This is a genomic window from Klebsiella sp. OBRC7 (assembly GCF_000293135.1).
Classification (GTDB): Bacteria; Pseudomonadota; Gammaproteobacteria; order Enterobacterales; family Enterobacteriaceae; genus Klebsiella; species Klebsiella michiganensis.
This window is the reverse complement of record NZ_ALNJ01000085.1, coordinates 250,964-269,984: the sequence shown is the minus strand read 5'-3', so window position 1 is coordinate 269,984 and position 19,021 is coordinate 250,964. Positions and strand designations below refer to the sequence as shown.

Below are 19,021 nucleotides of genomic sequence, written 5' to 3'. Positions count from 1 at the left end.
CCTGTCATTGGCAATGATGAGCGCCGGCCAGCACGGCGTTAAGCTCGTCGCGTTCGATATCCAGCGCCAGGAATTCGGTCAGCGCAATCAGCAGCCCGCAGAACAGATCCGGCGCCAGGCGAATCAGTTTTTCACGCACCTGCTCCGCCGGCATCTGGCTCTTATCGGCAATCAGCTTCACTACGCGGGCAAAGGCCTCCGGCTGCTGGATCAGCTGTTGTAGAGAGTTATCATCGCGCAGCGGGACGTACCGCTGCGGACAATCTACCTCAATCTCCGCGATCAACGGCAGATCCCGGGATGAGGCGCCGACGCGAACCTGCCAGATGCCCGGCGTCACGACCCAATCACCCAGGCCCGGATGATAGCAGGCCAGCTCGCCAATGGGCAGCTGCAGGCTCACGCGACGGGTCTCTCCGGCGGCCAGCGCCACTTTGCTGAACGCTTTTAATGACTGCACTTCGCGAATCAGCTCCCCCTTTGGCGCGCTAACGTACAGCTGGACGATCTCTTTGCCCGCATACTCTCCGCAGTTGGTCAGGTCGAACGACACGGTAAGCGTCTCGCCTGCGCCTGCACGGCGGGCTGACAGCACGATATTATCGTACGCAAACCGGGTATAGCTTAAGCCAAAGCCAAACGGAAACTGTGGCGTCATGCGACGTTTGTCATAATAGCGATAGCCGACAAAAAGCCCTTCTCCGTAATGATGACGCAGGTTTTCGCCCGGATAGTGCAGCCAGGCCGGCGTTTCCTCCAGGGAATTAGGTACCGTTACCGTCAGTTTGCCGCAGGGGTTACGCTGGCCGAAGAGGATTTCCGCCACCGCGCGCCCCATCCCTTGCCCGGCAAAGAACGTTTCCAGCAGCGCTTTGCACTCGCCGAGCCACGGCATCACCACCGCATCGCTATTCGCCAGCACCACCACGATATTCGGCTGGACCGTCGCCACTTCGCGAATTAACCGTTCGTGCACCGGCAGAATATGCAGATCCTGACGATCGCCGTTTTCGCCATCTTCGCCTACGGCGGTGCTGACGAAGATCACCGCCACGTCGGCTTCCTCCGCGACGCGGCAGGCCTGCGCCAGCGCCTGTTCATCCCAGCGCAGATCGTCCGGCGCGCCCACGGCCCAGGAGACGCTGAAGTCGTCGCCGGCGAGGTCGAAAATTTCATCCAGCGGCCGATCGAGCAGATACGGCACCGTGGTCGCGCATCCGGACCCCTGGATCACCGGCTCCTGAGCCGGTTTACCCAGCACCGCGACGCGCGGCGTTTTCTCCGGACGCAGCGGCAGCAGATTATCTTCATTTTTCAGCAAGACAATGGATTCACCGGCAAGGCGCTGCGCCAGCGCGTGGTGCGCTGTAAAATCGGCTCGCGTTTGCGGGCGGCGATGACGCTGGACCTTGTCGAGCAGTTCCAGCATGCGGAGACAGGCGCGGTCCACCATCGCCATCGGCACCTCTCCGGCTTCAATCGCCGCCAGCAGGGTTTGTTTATCGCGGCGGGTTTCAGGCATCGCCAGGTCGTTGCCCGCCATCAACGAAGCGGGACGATCTTTAATACCATACCAGTCGGACATCACCAGCCCTTCATATCCCCACTCATCGCGCAATACCTGAGTGAGTAAAAACGGATCCTGCGAAGTTTGTACGCCGTTAAGACGATTGTAGGAAGACATCACCGTCCACGGCCGGGATTTCGCAATCGCGCGCTGGAAACCCGCCAGATAGATTTCCCGCAGCGCCCGCTCTTCAATGATCGAATCCATTTCCGTGCGGCGATATTCCGAGTTATTGGCCGCAAAGTGTTTCAGGCTGGCGCCAACCCCCTCCTGCTGCAGGCCGTTGATCAGCGCAGCGGCAATATCGCCGCTGACCACCGGGTCTTCGGCGTAATATTCATAGCCTCGCCCGGCCAGCGGCGTACGGCGAATGTTAATCCCAGGCCCGAGCAGGATCCCGACGCCCATTTGCTGACACTCCCGCCCCAGCGCTTCCCCCATCTGATGCACCAGCTCCACGTCCCAGCTGCAGGCCAGGCTGGAACCATTAGGAAAGCAGGTGGCCGGTAGCGAAGTGCTGAATAGCGCCTCACTTCCCCCTTTCGCGGCGGGCTCTTCCGCGCTGGCCTGGTCTGCGGTTTGGGTGATGACCGAGATAAAATCATCCATGCTCCACTTTTCCCGGCCATCAATCTGCGCGCTGCTGTAGCGCACGCCGTAGGTGCCGTCGGTCATAATGATATCTTCGATACCGTGCTGCGGCAGCGAGGCCGTCCGCCACAGGCCGCTGCCGGTCAGCAGCGCCACTTTTTCTTCCGCGCTCATCGCGGCGAGGGTGGTGTTAAAATCGTTATTCATCTCTCTGGCTCCCTGAGGTTAAAGCGCGTTCTGTTTGCGCAGGCTGATTTTTTGCACAATATCGCGATAGGTTTTTTCATCCAGCGAATAGCAGGCGACAAACAGTGCGCTGAGCGCAAACATCGCGCCGGGAAATAGCGTCATCAGTACGTTAATACCGTTAATCGCGCTGGCGGTAATGTTGCCCGCGTCATAGTGGTAATAGTCCAGCATCCAGCCCGCGCAGCCGCCGCCGATGGCCATCGCTATTTTGGTGATGAAATTAAAGAAACCGTAAATTGCGCCTTCGGTGCGCACCCCATGGTGCCACTCGGCATATTCCACGGTATCGGCAATCATTGACCACATTGAAACAAAGCCCATCCCCAGCGTAATACTGTACAGACACACGCCGGTCATGATCAGCCAGATATTGTCGCCAGCGATAAAATATTGCATCAGTACGCCCGCAATGCCGATCGACAGCGCCACCAGCGTCATTTTCTTTTTACCTATCAAGGCAATGATTTTTTCCGAAATAACGGTCCCGACAATATAAGCCGCCGACTGAATCATAAAGAAGGTGGAGGTAAAGCCTTCGCTGCCAATTATATATTTGATAAAGTAAATAGCGATCGCCATCCACACGGTATAGGCAATATAAAAAAAGACGGTGAACATGGAGAGGTTAATTAGCGGCGCGTTGCCTGCCACCGCCTTCAACATTTCCCGCAGCGTTGGCGCCGGCGTCTCTTCCTCTTCTTCACCAACGCGCTCTTTGGTCATCCCGAAGCAGGCAAGGAACAAAAACGTCGCCAGCAGCGCAAAGCATGAGACGGCGAAGACGTACCCCAGCTGTTTATCGCTAAACGGGGAAATCAGCCTGTCCGCGGTAGTGGACACAATCAGATAGCCAACAATCGCCAGTACAAACCGGTATACCGACAGCGATGAGCGGGAGGCTTCATGCTGGGTTAAACGGTTGGTCAGCGCCGAATAAGGCGTATTTACAGCCGTATAGGCCAGGCAATAAATAGTATAGGACATCAGTGCGAAGTAGAATTTGGCCTCACCGCCGAAAGGCACAAAGCAGAGCACCGTTAAGAAGCCGAGCGGAATTGAACCATACAATAACCAGGGACGAAGCTTACCGTAGCGACTGTGGGTTTTATCGATGGCAAAACCAATAAGAATATTAAAGGCCGCATCAACCACGCGGGCAATAACAAAGATCAGGCTCGCCTGTACGGCGCTAATGCCGTAAATATTGGTATAGAAAAAAAGTAAAAACAGAGAAACGAAGCCGAAGGATAAATTAGAGGCGAAATCGCCAAAACCATACCCTATTTTTTCTTTAACGCCGATAACCACATAGCTTGCCGAAAGTTTTCCTGCTGTTTCCATTTTAGGCTACCTGTTAATGTAATCAGTGGCCTCAGTATATGGCGTCGCCTGGCGCACCGCTTTGCGTTATTTGTCCGGGCATTTCCTGTTTTTTGTCTTTATGCAGAAGTGTGAAAGGAATCACAGGAGGGAGAATTCCGGCGGTAACCGCCGGAACTGGAATAATTAACCGTTACCGTTATTACGGCTGCTGGAACGACGGTTGTTATTATTATTGCTCACCTGGCTGTGGCGCTTAACCGCGCGGCGAATCTGATTCGCCTTCATGCGACGGCGATCTTTTTCGACGGCGACCTTAGAGGTGGTTTCTGGCGTAAGCTCAACCAGTTCGCGCAGGTAGTTGGTTTGCGCCAGGTCCAGCTCGGTGTAGCCGCCGCGCGGCAGGCCTTTCGGCAGCAGAATATCGCCGTAGCGCACGCGGATCAGGCGGCTGACCTGTACGCCAACGGCTTCCCACAGGCGACGAACTTCGCGGTTACGGCCTTCGGTCAGCGTGACGTTGTACCACTGGTTAATCCCTTCGCCACCGGTAAACTTGATGGTTTTGAACGCCGCCGGGCCGTCTTCCAGCTGCACGCCGCGAGAGAGCTGGCGCAGCTTGTCATCATCTATCTGGCCAAATACGCGCACCGCGTATTCACGTTCCACTTCGCGGCTCGGGTGCATCAGGCGGTTCGCCAGTTCACCGTCGGTGGTAAACAGCAGCAGGCCGCAGGTGTTGACGTCAAGACGACCGACGGCAATCCAGCGCGCGCCGCGCAGCTTTGGCAGACGATCGAACACCGTTGGTCGCCCTTCCGGGTCGTTACGGGTACAGAGTTCGCCTTCCGGCTTGTAGTAAGCCAGCACGCGACAAATCTGTTCCGCAGACTCTTTCACCGAAATCAGATGACCGTCGATGCGAATTTTTAAACCCGGGACAATTTCAACGCGATCGCCAAGCGTGGCGATTTTGCCATCGACGCTGACGCGGCCAGCTTCGATTTTGGCTTCGATTTCACGGCGGGAGCCGTGGCCAGCGCGGGCCAGCACTTTTTGTAATTTCTCGCTCATTGAGCTTCCTTAAGGTGTCGCCTTCCCAGGCGTCTGGTATACTTCGAAAAACAGGGCGCGAGGCAAAATTAAACCTAACACCCTGTTCTGTAAAATTTTTTTGCATCAGCGCGTGCCGTTATCTATGTTGCTACAGCAGACATAACAGAGACACGCCTTCTCGCGTGGGCGAACATGGTACACGAACTTTAAGATGAATGCTTCTTTGCGTTACGAGCATAGCACAACTTACCGCGTACCTCCGTCCGGCCGCATGGCGCGCTGATGGAAGTCAGGTAGCACAATAGGGTCTTTTGCAGAGGATGATCCATCAAAAGGCGCGCGGCATTGCGCCGCGTTGAACGGCGGCAAATAAAAGCGGCGAGCGGGTATTCATTACATGACGATTCCTTCCATGGAAACAGGCGTCATTACAGGAACGGCGTGACGTCCCCCACGCCTTCACGCACCACAACCGGCGCATCTTCAGTGAGGTCGATAACCGTGGTCGGCTGCTGGCCCAGATAGCCGCCGTGAATAATCAGGTCAACCTGCTTCTCCAGACGATCTTTGATCTCTTCCGGGTCGGATTCGGTAAAGTCGCTTCCCGGCAGCATCAACGAAGTGGAGAGCATCGGCTCGCCCAACGTTTCCAGCAGCATTTGCGCAATCGGGTTGGACGGCACGCGCATACCGATGGTCTTACGCTTATCCTGCAGCAGACGGCGCGGAACTTCTTTGGTGCCCTTGAGGATAAACGTGTAGTTACCCGGGGTATTGTTTTTAATCAGACGAAAGGCCACGTTATCAACGAATGAGTAGGTCGACAGTTCGGACAAATCGCGGCACATCAGGGTGAAGTTGTGGCCGTTTGGCAGATTACGGATTCGGCAAATTCGCTCCATCGCGCCTTTATCTTCAATTTTGCAGCCTAACGCGTAGCCGGAGTCGGTCGGATAGACGATGACCCCGCCTTTACGCACAATGTCCACCGCCTGGTTAATTAACCGCGCCTGTGGATTTTCCGGATGGATATAAAAAAACTGGCTCATACTTCCCTCTCAATTTTGTTCTACGGCCACTTCCCAACTGCGCCAGATCCCTTCCACGCCCGCGGGCAGCCAAAGTTTGCGGCCCAGTTCGATCCACGGGCAGGGCTGATGAAAATCAGACCCCTGCGAGGCATCCAGGCCATACTGCACGGCGTAAGCGGCAAGCTGTGCGCGCTCGTGAGGCGCCTGCTGACACTGCGCCACCTCCATCGCATCGCCCCCCTGCTCGCTAAAATGGGCCAACAGCCGTTTTAACCACTTGGCGGAGAGATCGTAGCGCCCGGGATGGGCAATGACCGCTTTACCGCCAGAATGATGAATGACATCAATCGCTTGTTTTATTGTACACCACTGAGGCGGAACGTAACCGGTTTTCCCGCGCGCCAGATACTTCTTAAATACGTCAGCCATATTGTTGGCATAGCCGGCCTCCACCAGAAAACGGGCAAAATGGCCGCGCGTCACCGCACCGCCGTCCGCCAGCTTCAGCGCCCCTTCCCAGGCGCCCGGGATCCGCGCTTTTTCCAGCCGCTCGGCGATCTGCTGACCCCGCATCTGGCGACGCGCTTTCTGTTCATCGAGCAGAGCGGTCATCGCCGGATGGTCGATATCGATATTCAGCCCGACAATATGAATTTCATGATTTTCCCACAGCGTGGAAATTTCCACCCCGGTTATCAGCGCCAACGGTAAACCGGCACGTTCAATTTCACGCTGAGCCGCGGGAATTGCCGCCACGGTATCGTGATCGGTAATCGCCAGGGTGCCGACGCGCATCAGGTGGGCGCGATGGACAAGTTCTTCTGGAGTCAGACGCCCGTCAGAGGCGATGGTATGGCTGTGCAGGTCGTAAATCACTGCGTAATTGGTGTTGCTCAAGATGACTCCTGCTGGACATGAACCGGTACCCGTCATACTTTAAGTCACAGGCAGATTGACTGTGGTTCTGCAGCTTAAGTGATTAAGGATAGTAATAAGCGCATCATCATACCGACTGATAGAGAAAATCTGCAAACAGGGGTTGACTTTAATCCCTCGAACTAGTTAACTAGTACGCAAGTTCACATGAAGGGGTATCAACAATGAAAACGCAATTCATCACTCTGCACGGCTGGTGGCGCAACTCCTGTTATCGGGCGGCGTGATCGCGTTTTGCACTCAGCATACAGATACCCGGCCCGCCAATGAGCGGGCTTTTTATTGGACAAATTATTATAGCGAACAGGCGACAACAATAATGCAAACATCAAAACCGGCACTCGAGCTTCTCACCAGCGACGCCATCTATCGGGAAAACCCCACGGCGCTGTTCCACCAGCTATGCGGCTCGCGTCCAGCCACCCTGCTGCTGGAATCCGCGGATATCGACAGTAAGGATGATTTAAAGAGCCTGCTGCTGGTGGATAGCGCGCTGCGCATTACCGCGCTAGGTGACACTGTCACTATTCACGCATTTTCCGCCAACGGTACGGCGTTACTCGAACTGCTGGATAGCGCGCTGCCATCCGGCATCGATAACCAGCGTCAGCCAAATAGCAGGGTATTAACCTTCCCGCCGGTCAGCGCGCTGTTGGATGAAGATGCCCGCCTGTGTTCACTCTCGGTATTCGACGCTTTTCGCCTGCTGCAGGATCTGATAACCGTCCCGCAGGAGGAGCGCGAAGCGATGTTCTTCGGCGGCCTGTTCGCCTATGACCTGGTCGCTGGCTTTGAAGACCTGCCGCCGCTGGAGAGCGACACCGCCTGCCCGGATTACTGCTTCTATCTGGCGGAAACGCTGCTGGTTATCGACCATCAGACCAAAAATACCCGGATCCAGGCGAGCCTGTTCACGCCGCTGGAAAGCGAAAAACAGCGTCTGCTACAGCGGCTCGCTCAGCTTCGTCAGCAACTAAACGAGCCTCCGGCGCCGCTGCCGGTGACCACGGTTGCCGAAATGAGCTGCGACTGCGATCAGAGCGACGAAGAGTACGGCGCCGTCGTGCGTAAAATGCAGCGCGCCATCCGCGCGGGCGAGATTTTTCAGGTCGTGCCGTCACGCCGCTTCTCGCTGCCCTGCCCGTCGCCGCTGGCCGCTTATGATGTGCTGAAGAAAAGCAACCCGAGCCCGTACATGTTCTTTATGCAGGACAACGATTTCACCCTCTTCGGCGCGTCGCCGGAGAGTTCTCTCAAGTACGATGCCACTAATCGTCAGATTGAAATCTATCCCATTGCCGGCACCCGCCCGCGCGGCCGCCGCGCGGATGGTTCGCTGGATCGCGATCTCGACAGCCGCATTGAGCTGGAGATGCGCACCGACCATAAAGAGCTCTCCGAGCATCTGATGCTGGTCGACCTTGCGCGTAACGACCTCGCGCGCATCTGTACGCCGGGTAGCCGCTACGTCGCCGACCTGACCAAAGTCGACCGCTACTCCTTTGTGATGCACCTCGTCTCCCGCGTGGTTGGCGAGCTGCGCCGCGACCTTGACGTTCTGCATGCCTACCGTGCCTGTATGAACATGGGCACCCTCAGCGGGGCGCCGAAAGTGCGCGCTATGCAGCTTATCGCCGCCGCTGAAGGCAAACGCCGCGGCAGCTACGGCGGCGCGGTGGGCTACTTTACCGCCCACGGCGACCTCGATACCTGCATCGTGATCCGTTCCGCCTACGTGCAGGATGGCGTCGCCACGGTGCAGGCCGGCGCTGGTATCGTGCTCGACTCCGTTCCCCAGTCAGAAGCGGATGAAACCCGTAATAAAGCTCGCGCGGTGCTGCGCGCTATCGCCCAGGCCCACCACGCGAAGGAGATTTTCTAATGGCCGACATTCTGCTGCTCGATAATATCGACTCTTTTACCTATAACCTGGCAGACCAGCTGCGTTCGAACGGCCATAACGTGGTGATTTACCGCAACTCCGTCCCGGCGCAGGCGCTGATTGAGCGCATCGGCACCATGAAAAATCCGGTACTGATGCTTTCTCCGGGGCCGGGGACGCCGAGCGAGGCGGGCTGTATGCCGGAGCTGCTAACCCGCATGCGCGGCAAACTGCCGATTATCGGTATCTGCCTCGGCCACCAGGCGATTGTCGAAGCCTACGGCGGCTACGTCGGTCAGGCCGGTGAAATTCTTCACGGGAAGGCGTCAAGCATTGAGCACGATGGCCAGGCGATGTTTGCCGGACTGAGCAATCCGCTGCCGGTCGCCCGCTACCACTCGCTGGTGGGCAGCAATATCCCGGCCGGACTCACCATCAACGCCCACTTCAACGGTATGGTGATGGCGGTGCGCCACGACGCGGATCGCGTCTGCGGCTTCCAGTTCCACCCTGAGTCGATTCTGACCACCCAGGGGGCACGCCTGCTGGAGCAAACCCTGGCCTGGGCGCTGCAGAAGCTGGAGCAGACCAACACCCTCCAGCCGATTCTGGAAAAACTGTACCAGGCCGAAACCCTGAGCCAGCAGGAGAGCCATCAGCTGTTCTCTGCGGTGGTGCGCGGTGAAGTCAAACCCGAGCAGCTGGCCGCCGCGCTGGTGAGCATGAAAGTACGCGGTGAGCATCCGCAGGAAATCGCCGGCGCCGCCACCGCGCTGCTGGAAAACGCCGCGCCGTTCCCGCGTCCGGATTATCCATTTGCCGACATCGTCGGTACCGGCGGCGACGGCAGCAACAGTATCAATATTTCGACCGCCAGCGCGTTTGTAGCCGCCGCCTGCGGCCTGAAGGTCGCAAAGCACGGTAACCGCAGCGTATCGAGTAAATCCGGTTCCTCCGACCTGCTGGCGGCGTTCGGTATCAACCTGGATATGAATGCCGATAAATCTCGCCAGGCGCTGGATGAACTGGGCGTTTGCTTCCTGTTCGCACCGAAGTACCACACCGGTTTCCGCCACGCGATGCCGGTCCGTCAGCAGCTCAAAACCCGCACCCTGTTTAACGTGCTTGGGCCGCTGATCAACCCGGCTCATCCGCCGCTGGCGCTGATTGGCGTCTATAGCCCGGAACTGGTGCTGCCGATCGCGGAAACCCTGCGTGTGCTGGGCTACCAGCGCGCCGCGGTGGTGCATAGCGGCGGTATGGATGAAGTGTCGCTGCACGCGCCGACGGTGGTCGCGGAACTGAACCATGGCGAAATCAAGAGCTACCAGCTCACCGCCGCCGACTTTGGCCTGACGCCTTACCATCAGGAGCAGTTGGCAGGCGGCACGCCGGAAGAAAACCGTGACATTCTTACGCGCTTGCTACAAGGTAAAGGTGAAGCCGCTCACGAAGCCGCCGTTGCCGCCAACGTCGCCATGTTGATGCGTTTACATGGACACGAAGACCTGAAGGCCAACGCTCAGCAAGTCATCGATGTGCTGCATAGCGGAGCGGCCTATGACAGAGTGACCGCATTAGCGGCAAGAGGGTAAAAAATGCAGACCGTTTTAGCAAAAATCGTGGCCGACAAAGCGATTTGGGTAGAAGCCCGCAAACAACAACAACCGTTAACCAGTTTTCAAAATGAAGTGGTACCGACGCAGCGCAATTTTTACGATGCCCTCGCCGGAACCCGCACCGCGTTTATTCTCGAGTGCAAAAAGGCCTCGCCATCAAAAGGCCTGATTCGCGAAGATTTTGACCCGGCGGCCATCGCCGGCGTCTACAAGCACTACGCCTCGGCTATCTCGGTGCTGTGCGATGAGAAATATTTCCAGGGCAGCTTTGATTTCCTGCCGATGGTCAGCAAGGTCGCGCCGCAGCCGATTCTCTGTAAGGACTTCACCATCGATCCTTACCAGATTTACCTGGCGCGCTACTACCAGGCCGACGCCTGTCTGCTGATGCTTTCAGTGCTGGATGATGAGCAGTATCGCCAGCTATCCGCCGTCGCGCACAGCCTGAACATGGGCGTGCTGACCGAAGTGAGTAATGAAGAGGAGCTGGAGCGCGCGATTGCGCTGAAGGCGAAAGTGGTCGGCATCAACAACCGCGATCTGCGCGACATGTCGATTGATCTCAACCGTACCCGCACCCTGGCGCCTAAGCTCGGTCACGATGTCACGGTGATCAGCGAGTCCGGCATCCATACCTACGCGGAAGTGCGTGAACTGAGCCACTTCGCCAACGGTTTCCTGATTGGCTCGGCGCTGATGGAGCACGACGATCTGAACGCCGCCGTGAAGCGCGTGCTGCTCGGCGAGAATAAGGTCTGCGGCCTGACCCGCCCCCAGGATGCCCTGGTGGCGTATGAATCCGGCGCGGTTTACGGCGGCCTGATTTTTGTCCCGACGTCGCCACGCGCGGTGAACGAGGCGCAGGCGCAAGCGGTGATCGCCAGCGCGCCTCTGAACTATGTCGGCGTATTCCGCAATACCCCGGTGGCGGAAGTGATCGCCCGGGCGGAAAACCTCGACTTAGCCGCCGTACAGCTGCACGGCAGCGAAGACCAGACCTATATTGATACCCTGCGCGCCGAGCTTCCGCCGAAGGTGCAAATCTGGAAAGCCCTCAGCGTAGGTGAAACGCTACCGCCGCGCGATCTGCGCCATGTCGATAAATACGTTCTCGACAACGGTCAGGGCGGCACCGGCCAGCGTTTCGACTGGTCCCTGCTGCAGGGCCAGGACCTGCATAACGTCATGCTGGCAGGCGGCCTCGGCGCCGATAACTGCGTAGAAGCCGCCAAAAGCGGCTGTGCCGGACTCGATTTTAATTCAGGCGTAGAGTCGCAGCCGGGTATTAAAGATGCCGACAAGGTGTCCTCTGTGTTTCAAACGCTGCGCGCATATTAAGGAGCAACAATGAGTACTTTACTGAACCCCTACTTTGGCGAATTCGGCGGAATGTACGTTCCGCAGATCCTGATGCCCGCCCTGCGCCAGCTGGAAGACGCGTTCGTCAGCGCGCAAAAAGATCCGGCATTCCAGGCCGAATTTACCGACCTGCTGAAAAACTACGCCGGTCGTCCGACGGCGCTGACCAAATGCCGCAACCTCACTGAAGGCACCCGCACGACGCTGTATCTGAAACGTGAAGACCTGCTGCACGGTGGCGCGCATAAAACTAACCAGGTGCTCGGCCAGGCTCTGCTGGCGAAACGGATGGGCAAAACGGAAATTATCGCCGAAACCGGCGCCGGCCAGCACGGCGTGGCCTCTGCCCTCGCCAGCGCCCTGCTCGGCCTGAAGTGCCGCATCTATATGGGCGCGAAGGATATCGAACGCCAGTCGCCGAACGTTTTCCGCATGCGCCTGATGGGGGCGGAAGTGATCCCGGTTCATAGCGGCTCTTCTACGCTAAAAGATGCCTGCAACGAGGCCCTGCGCGACTGGTCCGGCAGCTACGAAAAAGCCCACTATATGCTCGGCACCGCCGCAGGTCCGCACCCGTTCCCGACGATCGTGCGTGAATTCCAGCGCATGATTGGCGAGGAGACCAAAGCGCAGATCCTCGAGAAAGAAGGTCGCCTGCCGGATGCGGTTATCGCCTGCGTTGGCGGCGGATCGAACGCCATCGGTATGTTCGCCGATTTTATCGACGAAACCGCCGTTGGCCTGATTGGCGTGGAGCCGGCAGGTCACGGTATTGAGTCCGGCGAGCATGGCGCGCCGCTTAAGCACGGTCGTGTAGGCATCTACTTCGGTATGAAATCGCCGATGATGCAAACCGAAGAAGGCCAGATTGAGGAGTCCTACTCCATCTCCGCCGGGCTGGATTTCCCATCAGTGGGCCCGCAGCATGCTTATTTAAACAGTATTGGCCGCGCCGATTACGTGTCGATTACCGATGACGAAGCGCTGGAGGCCTTTAAAGAGCTATCGCGCCATGAAGGGATTATCCCGGCGCTGGAATCCTCCCACGCTCTGGCGCACGCGCTGAAAATGATGCGTGAAAACCCGGAAAAAGAGCAGCTGCTGGTGGTTAACCTCTCCGGCCGCGGCGATAAAGACATCTTCACCGTACATGATATTTTAAAAGCGCGAGGGGAAATCTGATGGAACGTTATGAGACGCTGTTTGCACAACTGAAAGCTCGCCGGGAAGGCGCGTTTGTTCCCTTCGTCACCCTCGGCGATCCGAATCCGGAACAGTCGCTGAAAATTATCGATACGCTGATTGAAGCCGGTGCCGACGCGCTGGAACTGGGCATTCCTTTCTCCGACCCGCTGGCGGATGGCCCGACCATTCAGGACGCCACCCTGCGCGCTTTTGCCGCCGGGGTGACCCCCGCGCAGTGCTTCGAAATGCTGACGGCGATTCGCCAGAAACACCCTACCATTCCTATCGGCCTGCTGATGTACGCCAACCTGGTGTTCAGCCCCGGCATTGATGAATTCTACGCCGCGTGCGAACGCGCGGGCGTCGATTCCGTGCTGGTTGCCGATGTCCCCGTGGAAGAGTCCGCGCCGTTCCGCCAGGCCGCGCTGCGCCACAATATTGCGCCGATTTTCATCTGCCCGCCCAATGCCGATGACGATCTGCTGCGCCAGATCGCCTCTTACGGTCGCGGTTATACCTACCTGCTGTCGCGGGCGGGCGTGACCGGTGCGGAAAACCGCGCCGCGCTGCCGCTGCATCATCTGATTGAAAAGCTGGCCGAGTACCACGCCGCGCCGCCGCTGCAGGGTTTTGGCATCTCGGCGCCGGAGCAGGTGACCGCGGCGATTGACGCAGGCGCGGCCGGCGCGATTTCCGGCTCTGCCATTGTCAAAATCATCGAGCGTAACGTGAATGACCCGCAGGCTATGCTCGCCGAACTGAAAGCCTTTGCGCAAAGTCTGAAGGCCGCCACCAAAGCCGTGTAAGCTAGTCCGCCGCCCGGTCCCGCGCCGGGCGGCGGTTTCTGCTGCAAGCTGCCGGCATAGACGAAACAGCGCCAGCACATCATCTTGCGTCCACCCCGCCAGCACCTCATTCATCAGCCGCGTTCTTGCTTGCGCAATGCGTGTAATCATCTCCTGGCCCGCTTCGCTGAGCGTCACTTCGCTAATCCGCCGGTATTTCGCATTGGGCTGCTTTCGCGCCAGCCCCAGCGCTTCCAGCTTTTTCACCTGCCCTTTCCGTCGCCGATATTGCTCTGAGCGGTACTGCGCTCTGCGCCGCTGCAGCTGATGGGCAGCGGAATTGGCAGCCTTGCTGTGCCCCAGCTGCTGGCCGCCACCGGGGAAATGCTGCAGGCCGCCGTCGCCGGCGGGTTGACTATCGCCACGACTCCCCGGCCGCTTCGCGAGGTCGCCACGGCGTGGCCGCAGGACGACAGCCAGAAACGCACCGTCTTTGTCGTCGATTAAAAAAATCGCTTCTGCACAAAAGTTAGGGTTGATATCTTAAATGAGAAATATTATCTTTCTCATTACCGAATAATTGAGCAAATAGCTCAGGTATTCGGTACGACATTGCTCACATTGCTTCCAGTATTTTTGCCCGCACTTGTGCGGGCTTTTTTTATGGTTGTCGACACACTCTGCGCACCAGCTGCCTTAGCCAGCGATGTGCCGATTCATGCTCGTGGCGAGGATGCCACATTTGTGACACCGTTATCTCCGGCGTACTCACCGGGAGAGGAAAAGCGACCATCGCTTTTCCCGCCGCGCTCTGCAGGCAGGAGGCCGGGACAACGGCGATGAGCTGAGAATCCCGGGCCACGGCCAGCGCGGCGGAAAAAGCAGGCACCACCGCGGCAATCCTGCGGCGCATGCCACACGCCGCCAGCGCGTCATCAACCGGCCCGCGTATCAACCCGCGACGGGAGGTAATGACGTGCCCCACGGAAACAAATTGTTCCCGCGACATGTCGGCCAAGGCGGCCAGCGGATGGTTTTTGGCCAGCGCGACGACAAAACGATCGCGAAACAGCGCCTGCAGGCGGATCTCCGGCCCCATATTTTTCAGTACGCCAATTTCCAGGTCCACCCGCCCCTCGCGTAAAAATCGGGCATCTTTCTCCGGCTTAGCGACAAACTCCAGCGTCACGCCCGGAGCTTCCCGCGCGACGGCATTCACCAGCGCCGGGCCAAAAGCGTCTATAAATCCCTCATTGGTCCGCAAAGTAAATCGCTTCTCGAGGGTCGATAAACTCAGCGGCACAGGCGAAGCGTTGAGCACCGCGCGCATCTCGGAGACAACGTTTTTTGCCCGCGCCTGCAGACTTTCTGCGTGCGGAGTCAGCACCATGTTTCGCCCGGCTCTGACCAGTAGCGGGTCGCCGGTGACCTGCCGTAGGCGCGTCAGCGTGCGGCTCATCGCCGAAGCGCTGAGCTCAAGCCGTTTAGCCGCACCGGCAACGCTTTTCTCGCTCAACAGTACATCCAGCGCCGCCAGTAAATTGAAATCAGGATCGGTCATCTTTTCTCCACTCCAGGATAAGGCGTCTGATGCACTTTATTATTGCAAATGCTGCGCCTTCCGCCTGCTACAGCACCAGCCTATATTTACCCCATCATGTTTTTGCTCAGGAGTTATGCTCATGGTCACTTCCCCTAAAACAGTATTGATCGCAGGCGCGTCACGCGGGCTTGGGCACGCCATGGCTGAACAGTTTCTGCTGCATGGCTGGCAGGTCATCGGCACCGTACGCGATCTCTCACAAACGACGCCGCTGCACCATCTGGCCGAGGCTTATCCTGGACGGGTGCGCATTGAGGCGCTGGATATTTGTGATAGCGACGGGATCGCGGCGCTGCGCAATGCGCTTGCCGATAGCGTGCTGGATATGCTGTTCGTCAACGCGGGCACCACCAACCGCGATCCGACACAAACCATCGGCGAAATCGCGACGGAAGAGTTTATTCATGTCATGTTGACCAACGCGCTCGCGCCAATGCGGGTAATAGAAAGTCTGCAAGATGTCGTGTTGCCGCAGGGACTGATTGGCGTCATGTCCTCAGGGCAAGGCAGTTTGAGCAATAATACCGGCGGGCAGCGCGAGCTGTATCGCGGGAGCAAAGCCGCGCTGAATATGTTTATGCGCAGCTTTGCCGCCCGCCCTGCCAGCGTATCGCATCCGATGGTGGTCATGGCGCCGGGGTGGATCCGCACAGCCCTTGGCGGCGAGAGCGCCCCGCTTACCATTGCAGAGACCATCCCCTCGCTGGTGAACGTCCTGCTGGAAAAACAAAATCGTCCCGGATTAGAGTATCTGGATTATCGCGGATGTCGCGTGCCGTGGTGATAAGTCTATGCGTATTAATGGCGTGCAGACAGGTTCATGGCAGTCAATTTTCGCTTTTTACGCTATTACACCCCGATGATGGAGAGTTTCTGGACCCGTTGCGCATAGTGTGGGCTAGTCATACGTTTTTCCGGGCGTTCCTGAGCTAAAGCCAGGCAGGGGTGATATTATTCAAGCCAGAAAATGCAGGCACAACGTCAACCGGGAGCGATTTATGCACGAGGAAGTACCACTGAAATATTACGACATTGCGGATGAGTATTCGACGGAGTCCGCCGAGCCCGTCAGCGAGTCAGAACGTGAGCCCCTGGCGCGCTATTTTCAACTGCTGATTACGCGGCTGATGAATAACGAAGAAATCAGCGAGGAGGCGCAGGGAGAGATGGCCATACAAGCGGGCATCAATCGGCAGCGCATCGATGATATCGCGGTATTCCTGAATAAATGGGGTAATGAGTAGCGGTTGACGCGGACGTTCCGGGAGTGCTTGCGGCAAATGACGCATCGGCAATCGCAGCAACGGACTTCGCGTCGGGACGTGCAATAAAGCTGGTCATTGCGACCAGCTTTACCTGAGACTTTAGAACCGGTATCCCGCAGAGAACATAAACACCCACGGATCCAGACGGATGCTGTCGTGCTGCTGCGCGCCCGCCAGCTTATAGTTGGCGGTGGTGTCGATATCCATGTACCACACCGACATGTTAATCAGCCAGTCGCGGTTAATCAGATAGTCCATCCCCACCTGTCCTGCCGCCCCCCAGGAGTCTTTCAGGCTCAGATCGGATATGCCGGTCTTTTTACCCGTATCGTTCACGCTCTCATCGAAGAAGGTCGTGTAGTTGATACCCGCGCCAATGTATGGACGCAGCTTGCTGCTGGAGTCGCCAAAATACCACTGCGCCATTAGCGTCGGCGGTAAATGGTGAACGGTCGCAATATTGCCGGTTGCCGCGGTCCCGACTTTATGGCGGAACGGCGTGGCGGCCAGCAGTTCAACGCCGATGTTATCCGTTGCCATATAGGTGAACGTCAAACCCAGTTGCGTATTATTGCTGACGTTAAAGCCCCCCAGGCTGCCTAACGTGCCGCCCGCGCCTTCGGTCGGCCTGACCGTGGCCGAACCCGCGCGAATAAAAAATTCCCCGGCTTCATGCGCCCAGACGCTGCTGCCGGAAAGACTGCTCAGAATAACAACCGCCGCTGCTAACTTTTTCATACCCACTTCCTCGTTATGGTTATTCAGCGCAAGAATATACATACAAAGAGGTATGCTTGATCCAACATAGATCACATTAAGTGGGCAAATTTAACATTTATTGATCCAGATTAATTTTCACTTTCTCAATACAATCAGTGATAAGCGTGTGATATCAAGTTTCTTCATTTATGGTACTCCGAACAGCGCTTCGCTGATTTCCTCTTCTATTTACAAAGATATACTTAGCGTGCAGGAGCAGAGGCTGCTACCCAGCCGCGATTTGCGGTACAATCGCCGGCTAGTTAACACCTGCAATACTCAAGGAGAATGCATGTCTATCACGGCGAAGTCCGTCTACCGTGACACCGGGAACTTTTTCCGCAATCAGTTCGTTACTATCCTGCTGATTGCGCTGCTATGCGCGTTCATTACGGTAGTACTTGGCCATGCCTTTTCACCCAGTGAAGAGCAGCTGTCAATACTGAGCCAGGGCGATAGCCTGGCGGGTAGCGGCGGACTGTTTGAACTGGTCCAGAGCATGACGCCGGAGCAGCAGCAAATCCTGCTGCGCGCGTCTGCGGCCTCCACCTTCTCAGGGCTGGTAGGTAACGCCATTCTTGCCGGCGGCGTTCTGCTCATGATTCAGATGGTCTCCGCCGGCCAGCGAGTCAGCGCCCTGCGCGCGATCGGCGCTTCTGCGCCGGTGCTGCCAAAGCTGCTGCTGCTGATCCTGCTGACGACGTTTATCGTGCAGATGGGAATGATGCTGGTGGTGGTGCCGGGCGTCCTGCTGGCTATCGTGCTCTCTTTCGCACCGGTTATGCTGGTGCAGGATAAAATGGGGATTTTCAGCGCCATGCGTAGCAGTATGCGTCTGGCCTGGGCCAACGTACGTTTGGTGGCGCCGGCTATTATCGGCTGGCTGTTGGCGAAAACGCTGCTGCTGCTGTTTGCCTCCAGCTTCGCGGTCCTGACGCCAAACGTTGGCGCGGTGGTAATAAATACCCTCAGCAATCTTATCTCCGCATTGTTGCTGATCTATTTATTTCGCTTGTATATGCTCATTCGTAACTAACCTAATCCGGGGCGGGTGCTCCCTGCCCCAACCTGAACGACGGAATCGATGTATGAAGCAGTTTCTGGATTTTTTACCGCTGGTAGTCTTCTTCGCATTCTACAAGCTTTATGATATCTACGCCGCGACGACCGCGCTGATTATCGCTACCGCCATCGTGCTGATTTACAGCTGGGTGCGCTATCGTAAAGTCGAGAAAATGGCGCTGATTACCTTTGTGCTGGTGGCCGTATTTGGCGGCTTAACCATCTTCTTCCATAACGATGAGTTTATTAAATGGAAGGTGACGGTTATCTATGTGCTGTTTGCCAGCGCGCTGCTGTTTAGCCAGTGGGTGATGAAGAAGCCGCTGATCCAGCGCATGCTGGGTAAAGAGCTGACGCTGCCGCAGCAGGTGTGGTCGCGTCTGAATCTGGCCTGGGCGGTGTTTTTCATCCTTTGCGGACTGGCGAATATCTATATCGCTTTCTGGCTGCCGCAGAATATCTGGGTCAACTTCAAGGTCTTTGGTTTGACTGCCCTGACGCTGATCTTCACCCTGCTGAGCGGCGTGTATATCTATCGCCATATGCCGCAGGACGACAACCACTAAGCTGGCTTTCCCACGGCACGTCGGACGGCGTGCCGCGTTCTTCGCTTTTCCCCTCTCGCATAAATCGCTTCAGCTGAAACGATTCGTAATGTAAGCTGTTTCTCACAGGAGATGGCATTCCTCCTTGAACCGCCATTTGGCTAATGATGCCTGCTTTTTATTCCCGGACCGGGAATGGGCAGGCAT

General features: G+C 57.2%; 16 protein-coding genes, 2 pseudogenes, 1 riboswitch and 1 other annotated feature. Of the genes and pseudogenes, 10 read left to right on the top strand and 8 right to left on the bottom strand.

Annotated elements, in window-relative coordinates; genetic code table 11:
• Nucleotides 1-4: 4 nt before the first annotated feature.
• The 5 genes from HMPREF1144_RS17420 to rnm form a co-directional block, all read right to left on the bottom strand.
• Nucleotides 5-2,365 carry a beta-glucosidase family protein gene (locus HMPREF1144_RS17420; protein ID WP_009653422.1) on the bottom strand — a complete coding sequence of 787 codons (2,361 nt, stop codon included), beginning with the start codon at nucleotides 2,363-2,365 and terminating at the stop codon, nucleotides 5-7.
• An 18-nt stretch (nucleotides 2,366-2,383) separates the two neighbouring features.
• Complete coding sequence (locus tag HMPREF1144_RS17415; RefSeq protein WP_004850142.1) at nucleotides 2,384-3,748, bottom strand: MFS transporter; 1,365 nt, start codon at nucleotides 3,746-3,748, stop codon at nucleotides 2,384-2,386.
• A gap of 165 nt (nucleotides 3,749-3,913) precedes the next feature.
• Entirely contained in the window at nucleotides 3,914-4,801 is an 888-nt protein-coding gene (rluB, locus tag HMPREF1144_RS17410) for a 23S rRNA pseudouridine(2605) synthase RluB (protein WP_004121268.1), read from the bottom strand.
• Between the two features lie 410 nt (nucleotides 4,802-5,211).
• A complete protein-coding gene (locus HMPREF1144_RS17405) occupies nucleotides 5,212-5,832 on the bottom strand; it encodes an L-threonylcarbamoyladenylate synthase (protein WP_004850139.1) in 621 nt (206 codons plus the stop codon).
• Nucleotides 5,833-5,841: 9 nt separating this feature from the next.
• Nucleotides 5,842-6,711 (bottom strand): RNase RNM, encoded by an 870-nt coding sequence (gene rnm, locus HMPREF1144_RS17400; RefSeq protein ID WP_004850138.1) that lies wholly within the window; start codon nucleotides 6,709-6,711, stop codon nucleotides 5,842-5,844.
• A 227-nt stretch (nucleotides 6,712-6,938) separates the two neighbouring features.
• Nucleotides 6,939-7,034, top strand: a sequence feature (Trp leader region).
• 35 nt (nucleotides 7,035-7,069) lie between these two features.
• On the opposite strand from rnm, the gene HMPREF1144_RS17395 reads away from it, so the two are divergent.
• Genes HMPREF1144_RS17395 through trpA form a run of 5 tightly spaced genes read left to right on the top strand, consistent with a single transcriptional unit; the run spans nucleotide 7,070 to nucleotide 13,601 of the window.
• Nucleotides 7,070-8,632: an anthranilate synthase component 1 gene (locus tag HMPREF1144_RS17395; RefSeq protein WP_004850136.1), complete on the top strand. Its 1,563-nt coding sequence runs from the start codon at nucleotides 7,070-7,072 to the stop codon at nucleotides 8,630-8,632.
• Nucleotides 8,632-10,227, top strand: a complete 1,596-nt coding sequence (trpD, locus tag HMPREF1144_RS17390) for a bifunctional anthranilate synthase glutamate amidotransferase component TrpG/anthranilate phosphoribosyltransferase TrpD (RefSeq protein ID WP_004850135.1) — start codon at nucleotides 8,632-8,634, stop codon at nucleotides 10,225-10,227. Before HMPREF1144_RS17395 ends, trpD begins: the two co-directional genes overlap by 1 nt.
• A 3-nt stretch (nucleotides 10,228-10,230) precedes the next feature.
• Complete coding sequence (trpCF, locus tag HMPREF1144_RS17385; protein WP_009653446.1) at nucleotides 10,231-11,589, top strand: bifunctional indole-3-glycerol-phosphate synthase TrpC/phosphoribosylanthranilate isomerase TrpF; 1,359 nt, start codon at nucleotides 10,231-10,233, stop codon at nucleotides 11,587-11,589.
• Between the two features lie 9 nt (nucleotides 11,590-11,598).
• Complete coding sequence (gene trpB / locus HMPREF1144_RS17380; protein ID WP_004850131.1) at nucleotides 11,599-12,792, top strand: tryptophan synthase subunit beta; 1,194 nt, start codon at nucleotides 11,599-11,601, stop codon at nucleotides 12,790-12,792.
• A complete protein-coding gene (gene trpA, locus HMPREF1144_RS17375) occupies nucleotides 12,792-13,601 on the top strand; it encodes a tryptophan synthase subunit alpha (protein ID WP_004850129.1) in 810 nt (269 codons plus the stop codon). Before trpB ends, trpA begins: the two co-directional genes overlap by 1 nt.
• Nucleotides 13,602-13,643: 42 nt before the next feature.
• Here trpA and HMPREF1144_RS33700 read toward each other — a convergent pair.
• Nucleotides 13,644-13,853: pseudogene (locus HMPREF1144_RS33700) on the bottom strand (MarR family winged helix-turn-helix transcriptional regulator); the annotation flags it as partial.
• 24 nt (nucleotides 13,854-13,877) lie between these two features.
• Here HMPREF1144_RS33700 and HMPREF1144_RS17370 point away from each other — a divergent pair.
• Nucleotides 13,878-14,087: pseudogene (locus tag HMPREF1144_RS17370) on the top strand (zinc-binding alcohol dehydrogenase family protein); the annotation flags it as partial.
• Nucleotides 14,088-14,241: 154 nt separating this feature from the next.
• Here the strand turns inward: HMPREF1144_RS17370 and HMPREF1144_RS17365 are convergent.
• Complete coding sequence (locus tag HMPREF1144_RS17365) at nucleotides 14,242-15,141, bottom strand: LysR family transcriptional regulator (protein ID WP_004850125.1); 900 nt, start codon at nucleotides 15,139-15,141, stop codon at nucleotides 14,242-14,244.
• Nucleotides 15,142-15,262: 121 nt separating this feature from the next.
• On the opposite strand from HMPREF1144_RS17365, the gene HMPREF1144_RS17360 reads away from it, so the two are divergent.
• A complete protein-coding gene (locus HMPREF1144_RS17360; protein WP_009653430.1) occupies nucleotides 15,263-15,967 on the top strand; it encodes an SDR family NAD(P)-dependent oxidoreductase in 705 nt (234 codons plus the stop codon).
• 214 nt (nucleotides 15,968-16,181) lie between these two features.
• Nucleotides 16,182-16,427 (top strand): YmjA family protein, encoded by a 246-nt coding sequence (locus tag HMPREF1144_RS17355; protein WP_004850121.1) that lies wholly within the window; start codon nucleotides 16,182-16,184, stop codon nucleotides 16,425-16,427.
• A 120-nt stretch (nucleotides 16,428-16,547) separates the two neighbouring features.
• Here the strand turns inward: HMPREF1144_RS17355 and ompW are convergent, their stop codons facing one another.
• The gene (gene ompW, locus HMPREF1144_RS17350; protein WP_004121296.1) at nucleotides 16,548-17,186 is read right to left on the bottom strand and encodes an outer membrane protein OmpW; all 639 of its coding nucleotides are present in this window, start codon (nucleotides 17,184-17,186) and stop codon (nucleotides 16,548-16,550) included.
• A 313-nt stretch (nucleotides 17,187-17,499) separates the two neighbouring features.
• On the opposite strand from ompW, the gene HMPREF1144_RS17345 reads away from it, so the two are divergent.
• Both HMPREF1144_RS17345 and HMPREF1144_RS17340 read left to right on the top strand, forming a co-directional pair.
• A complete protein-coding gene (locus HMPREF1144_RS17345; protein ID WP_004850117.1) occupies nucleotides 17,500-18,243 on the top strand; it encodes a YciC family protein in 744 nt (247 codons plus the stop codon).
• Between the two features lie 52 nt (nucleotides 18,244-18,295).
• A complete protein-coding gene (locus tag HMPREF1144_RS17340) occupies nucleotides 18,296-18,835 on the top strand; it encodes a septation protein A (protein ID WP_004850115.1) in 540 nt (179 codons plus the stop codon).
• Nucleotides 18,836-18,933: 98 nt separating this feature from the next.
• Nucleotides 18,934-18,995: riboswitch (Fluoride riboswitch) on the top strand.
• Nucleotides 18,996-19,021 lie beyond the last annotated feature (26 nt).

Coding starts and splice junctions, on each gene's coding strand:
- HMPREF1144_RS17405 (WP_004850139.1), bottom strand. CDS start 5,832: ATGAGCCAGTTTTTTTATATCCATCCGGAAAATCCACAGGCGCGGTTA.
- trpD (WP_004850135.1), top strand. CDS start 8,632: ATGGCCGACATTCTGCTGCTCGATAATATCGACTCTTTTACCTATAAC.
- HMPREF1144_RS17415 (WP_004850142.1), bottom strand. CDS start 3,748: ATGGAAACAGCAGGAAAACTTTCGGCAAGCTATGTGGTTATCGGCGTT.
- trpB (WP_004850131.1), top strand. CDS start 11,599: ATGAGTACTTTACTGAACCCCTACTTTGGCGAATTCGGCGGAATGTAC.
- ompW (WP_004121296.1), bottom strand. CDS start 17,186: ATGAAAAAGTTAGCAGCGGCGGTTGTTATTCTGAGCAGTCTTTCCGGC.
- HMPREF1144_RS17345 (WP_004850117.1), top strand. CDS start 17,500: ATGTCTATCACGGCGAAGTCCGTCTACCGTGACACCGGGAACTTTTTC.
- HMPREF1144_RS17340 (WP_004850115.1), top strand. CDS start 18,296: ATGAAGCAGTTTCTGGATTTTTTACCGCTGGTAGTCTTCTTCGCATTC.
- HMPREF1144_RS17395 (WP_004850136.1), top strand. CDS start 7,070: ATGCAAACATCAAAACCGGCACTCGAGCTTCTCACCAGCGACGCCATC.
- HMPREF1144_RS17355 (WP_004850121.1), top strand. CDS start 16,182: ATGCACGAGGAAGTACCACTGAAATATTACGACATTGCGGATGAGTAT.
- HMPREF1144_RS17365 (WP_004850125.1), bottom strand. CDS start 15,141: ATGACCGATCCTGATTTCAATTTACTGGCGGCGCTGGATGTACTGTTG.
- HMPREF1144_RS17420 (WP_009653422.1), bottom strand. CDS start 2,365: ATGAATAACGATTTTAACACCACCCTCGCCGCGATGAGCGCGGAAGAA.
- trpCF (WP_009653446.1), top strand. CDS start 10,231: ATGCAGACCGTTTTAGCAAAAATCGTGGCCGACAAAGCGATTTGGGTA.
- rluB (WP_004121268.1), bottom strand. CDS start 4,801: ATGAGCGAGAAATTACAAAAAGTGCTGGCCCGCGCTGGCCACGGCTCC.
- HMPREF1144_RS17360 (WP_009653430.1), top strand. CDS start 15,263: ATGGTCACTTCCCCTAAAACAGTATTGATCGCAGGCGCGTCACGCGGG.
- trpA (WP_004850129.1), top strand. CDS start 12,792: ATGGAACGTTATGAGACGCTGTTTGCACAACTGAAAGCTCGCCGGGAA.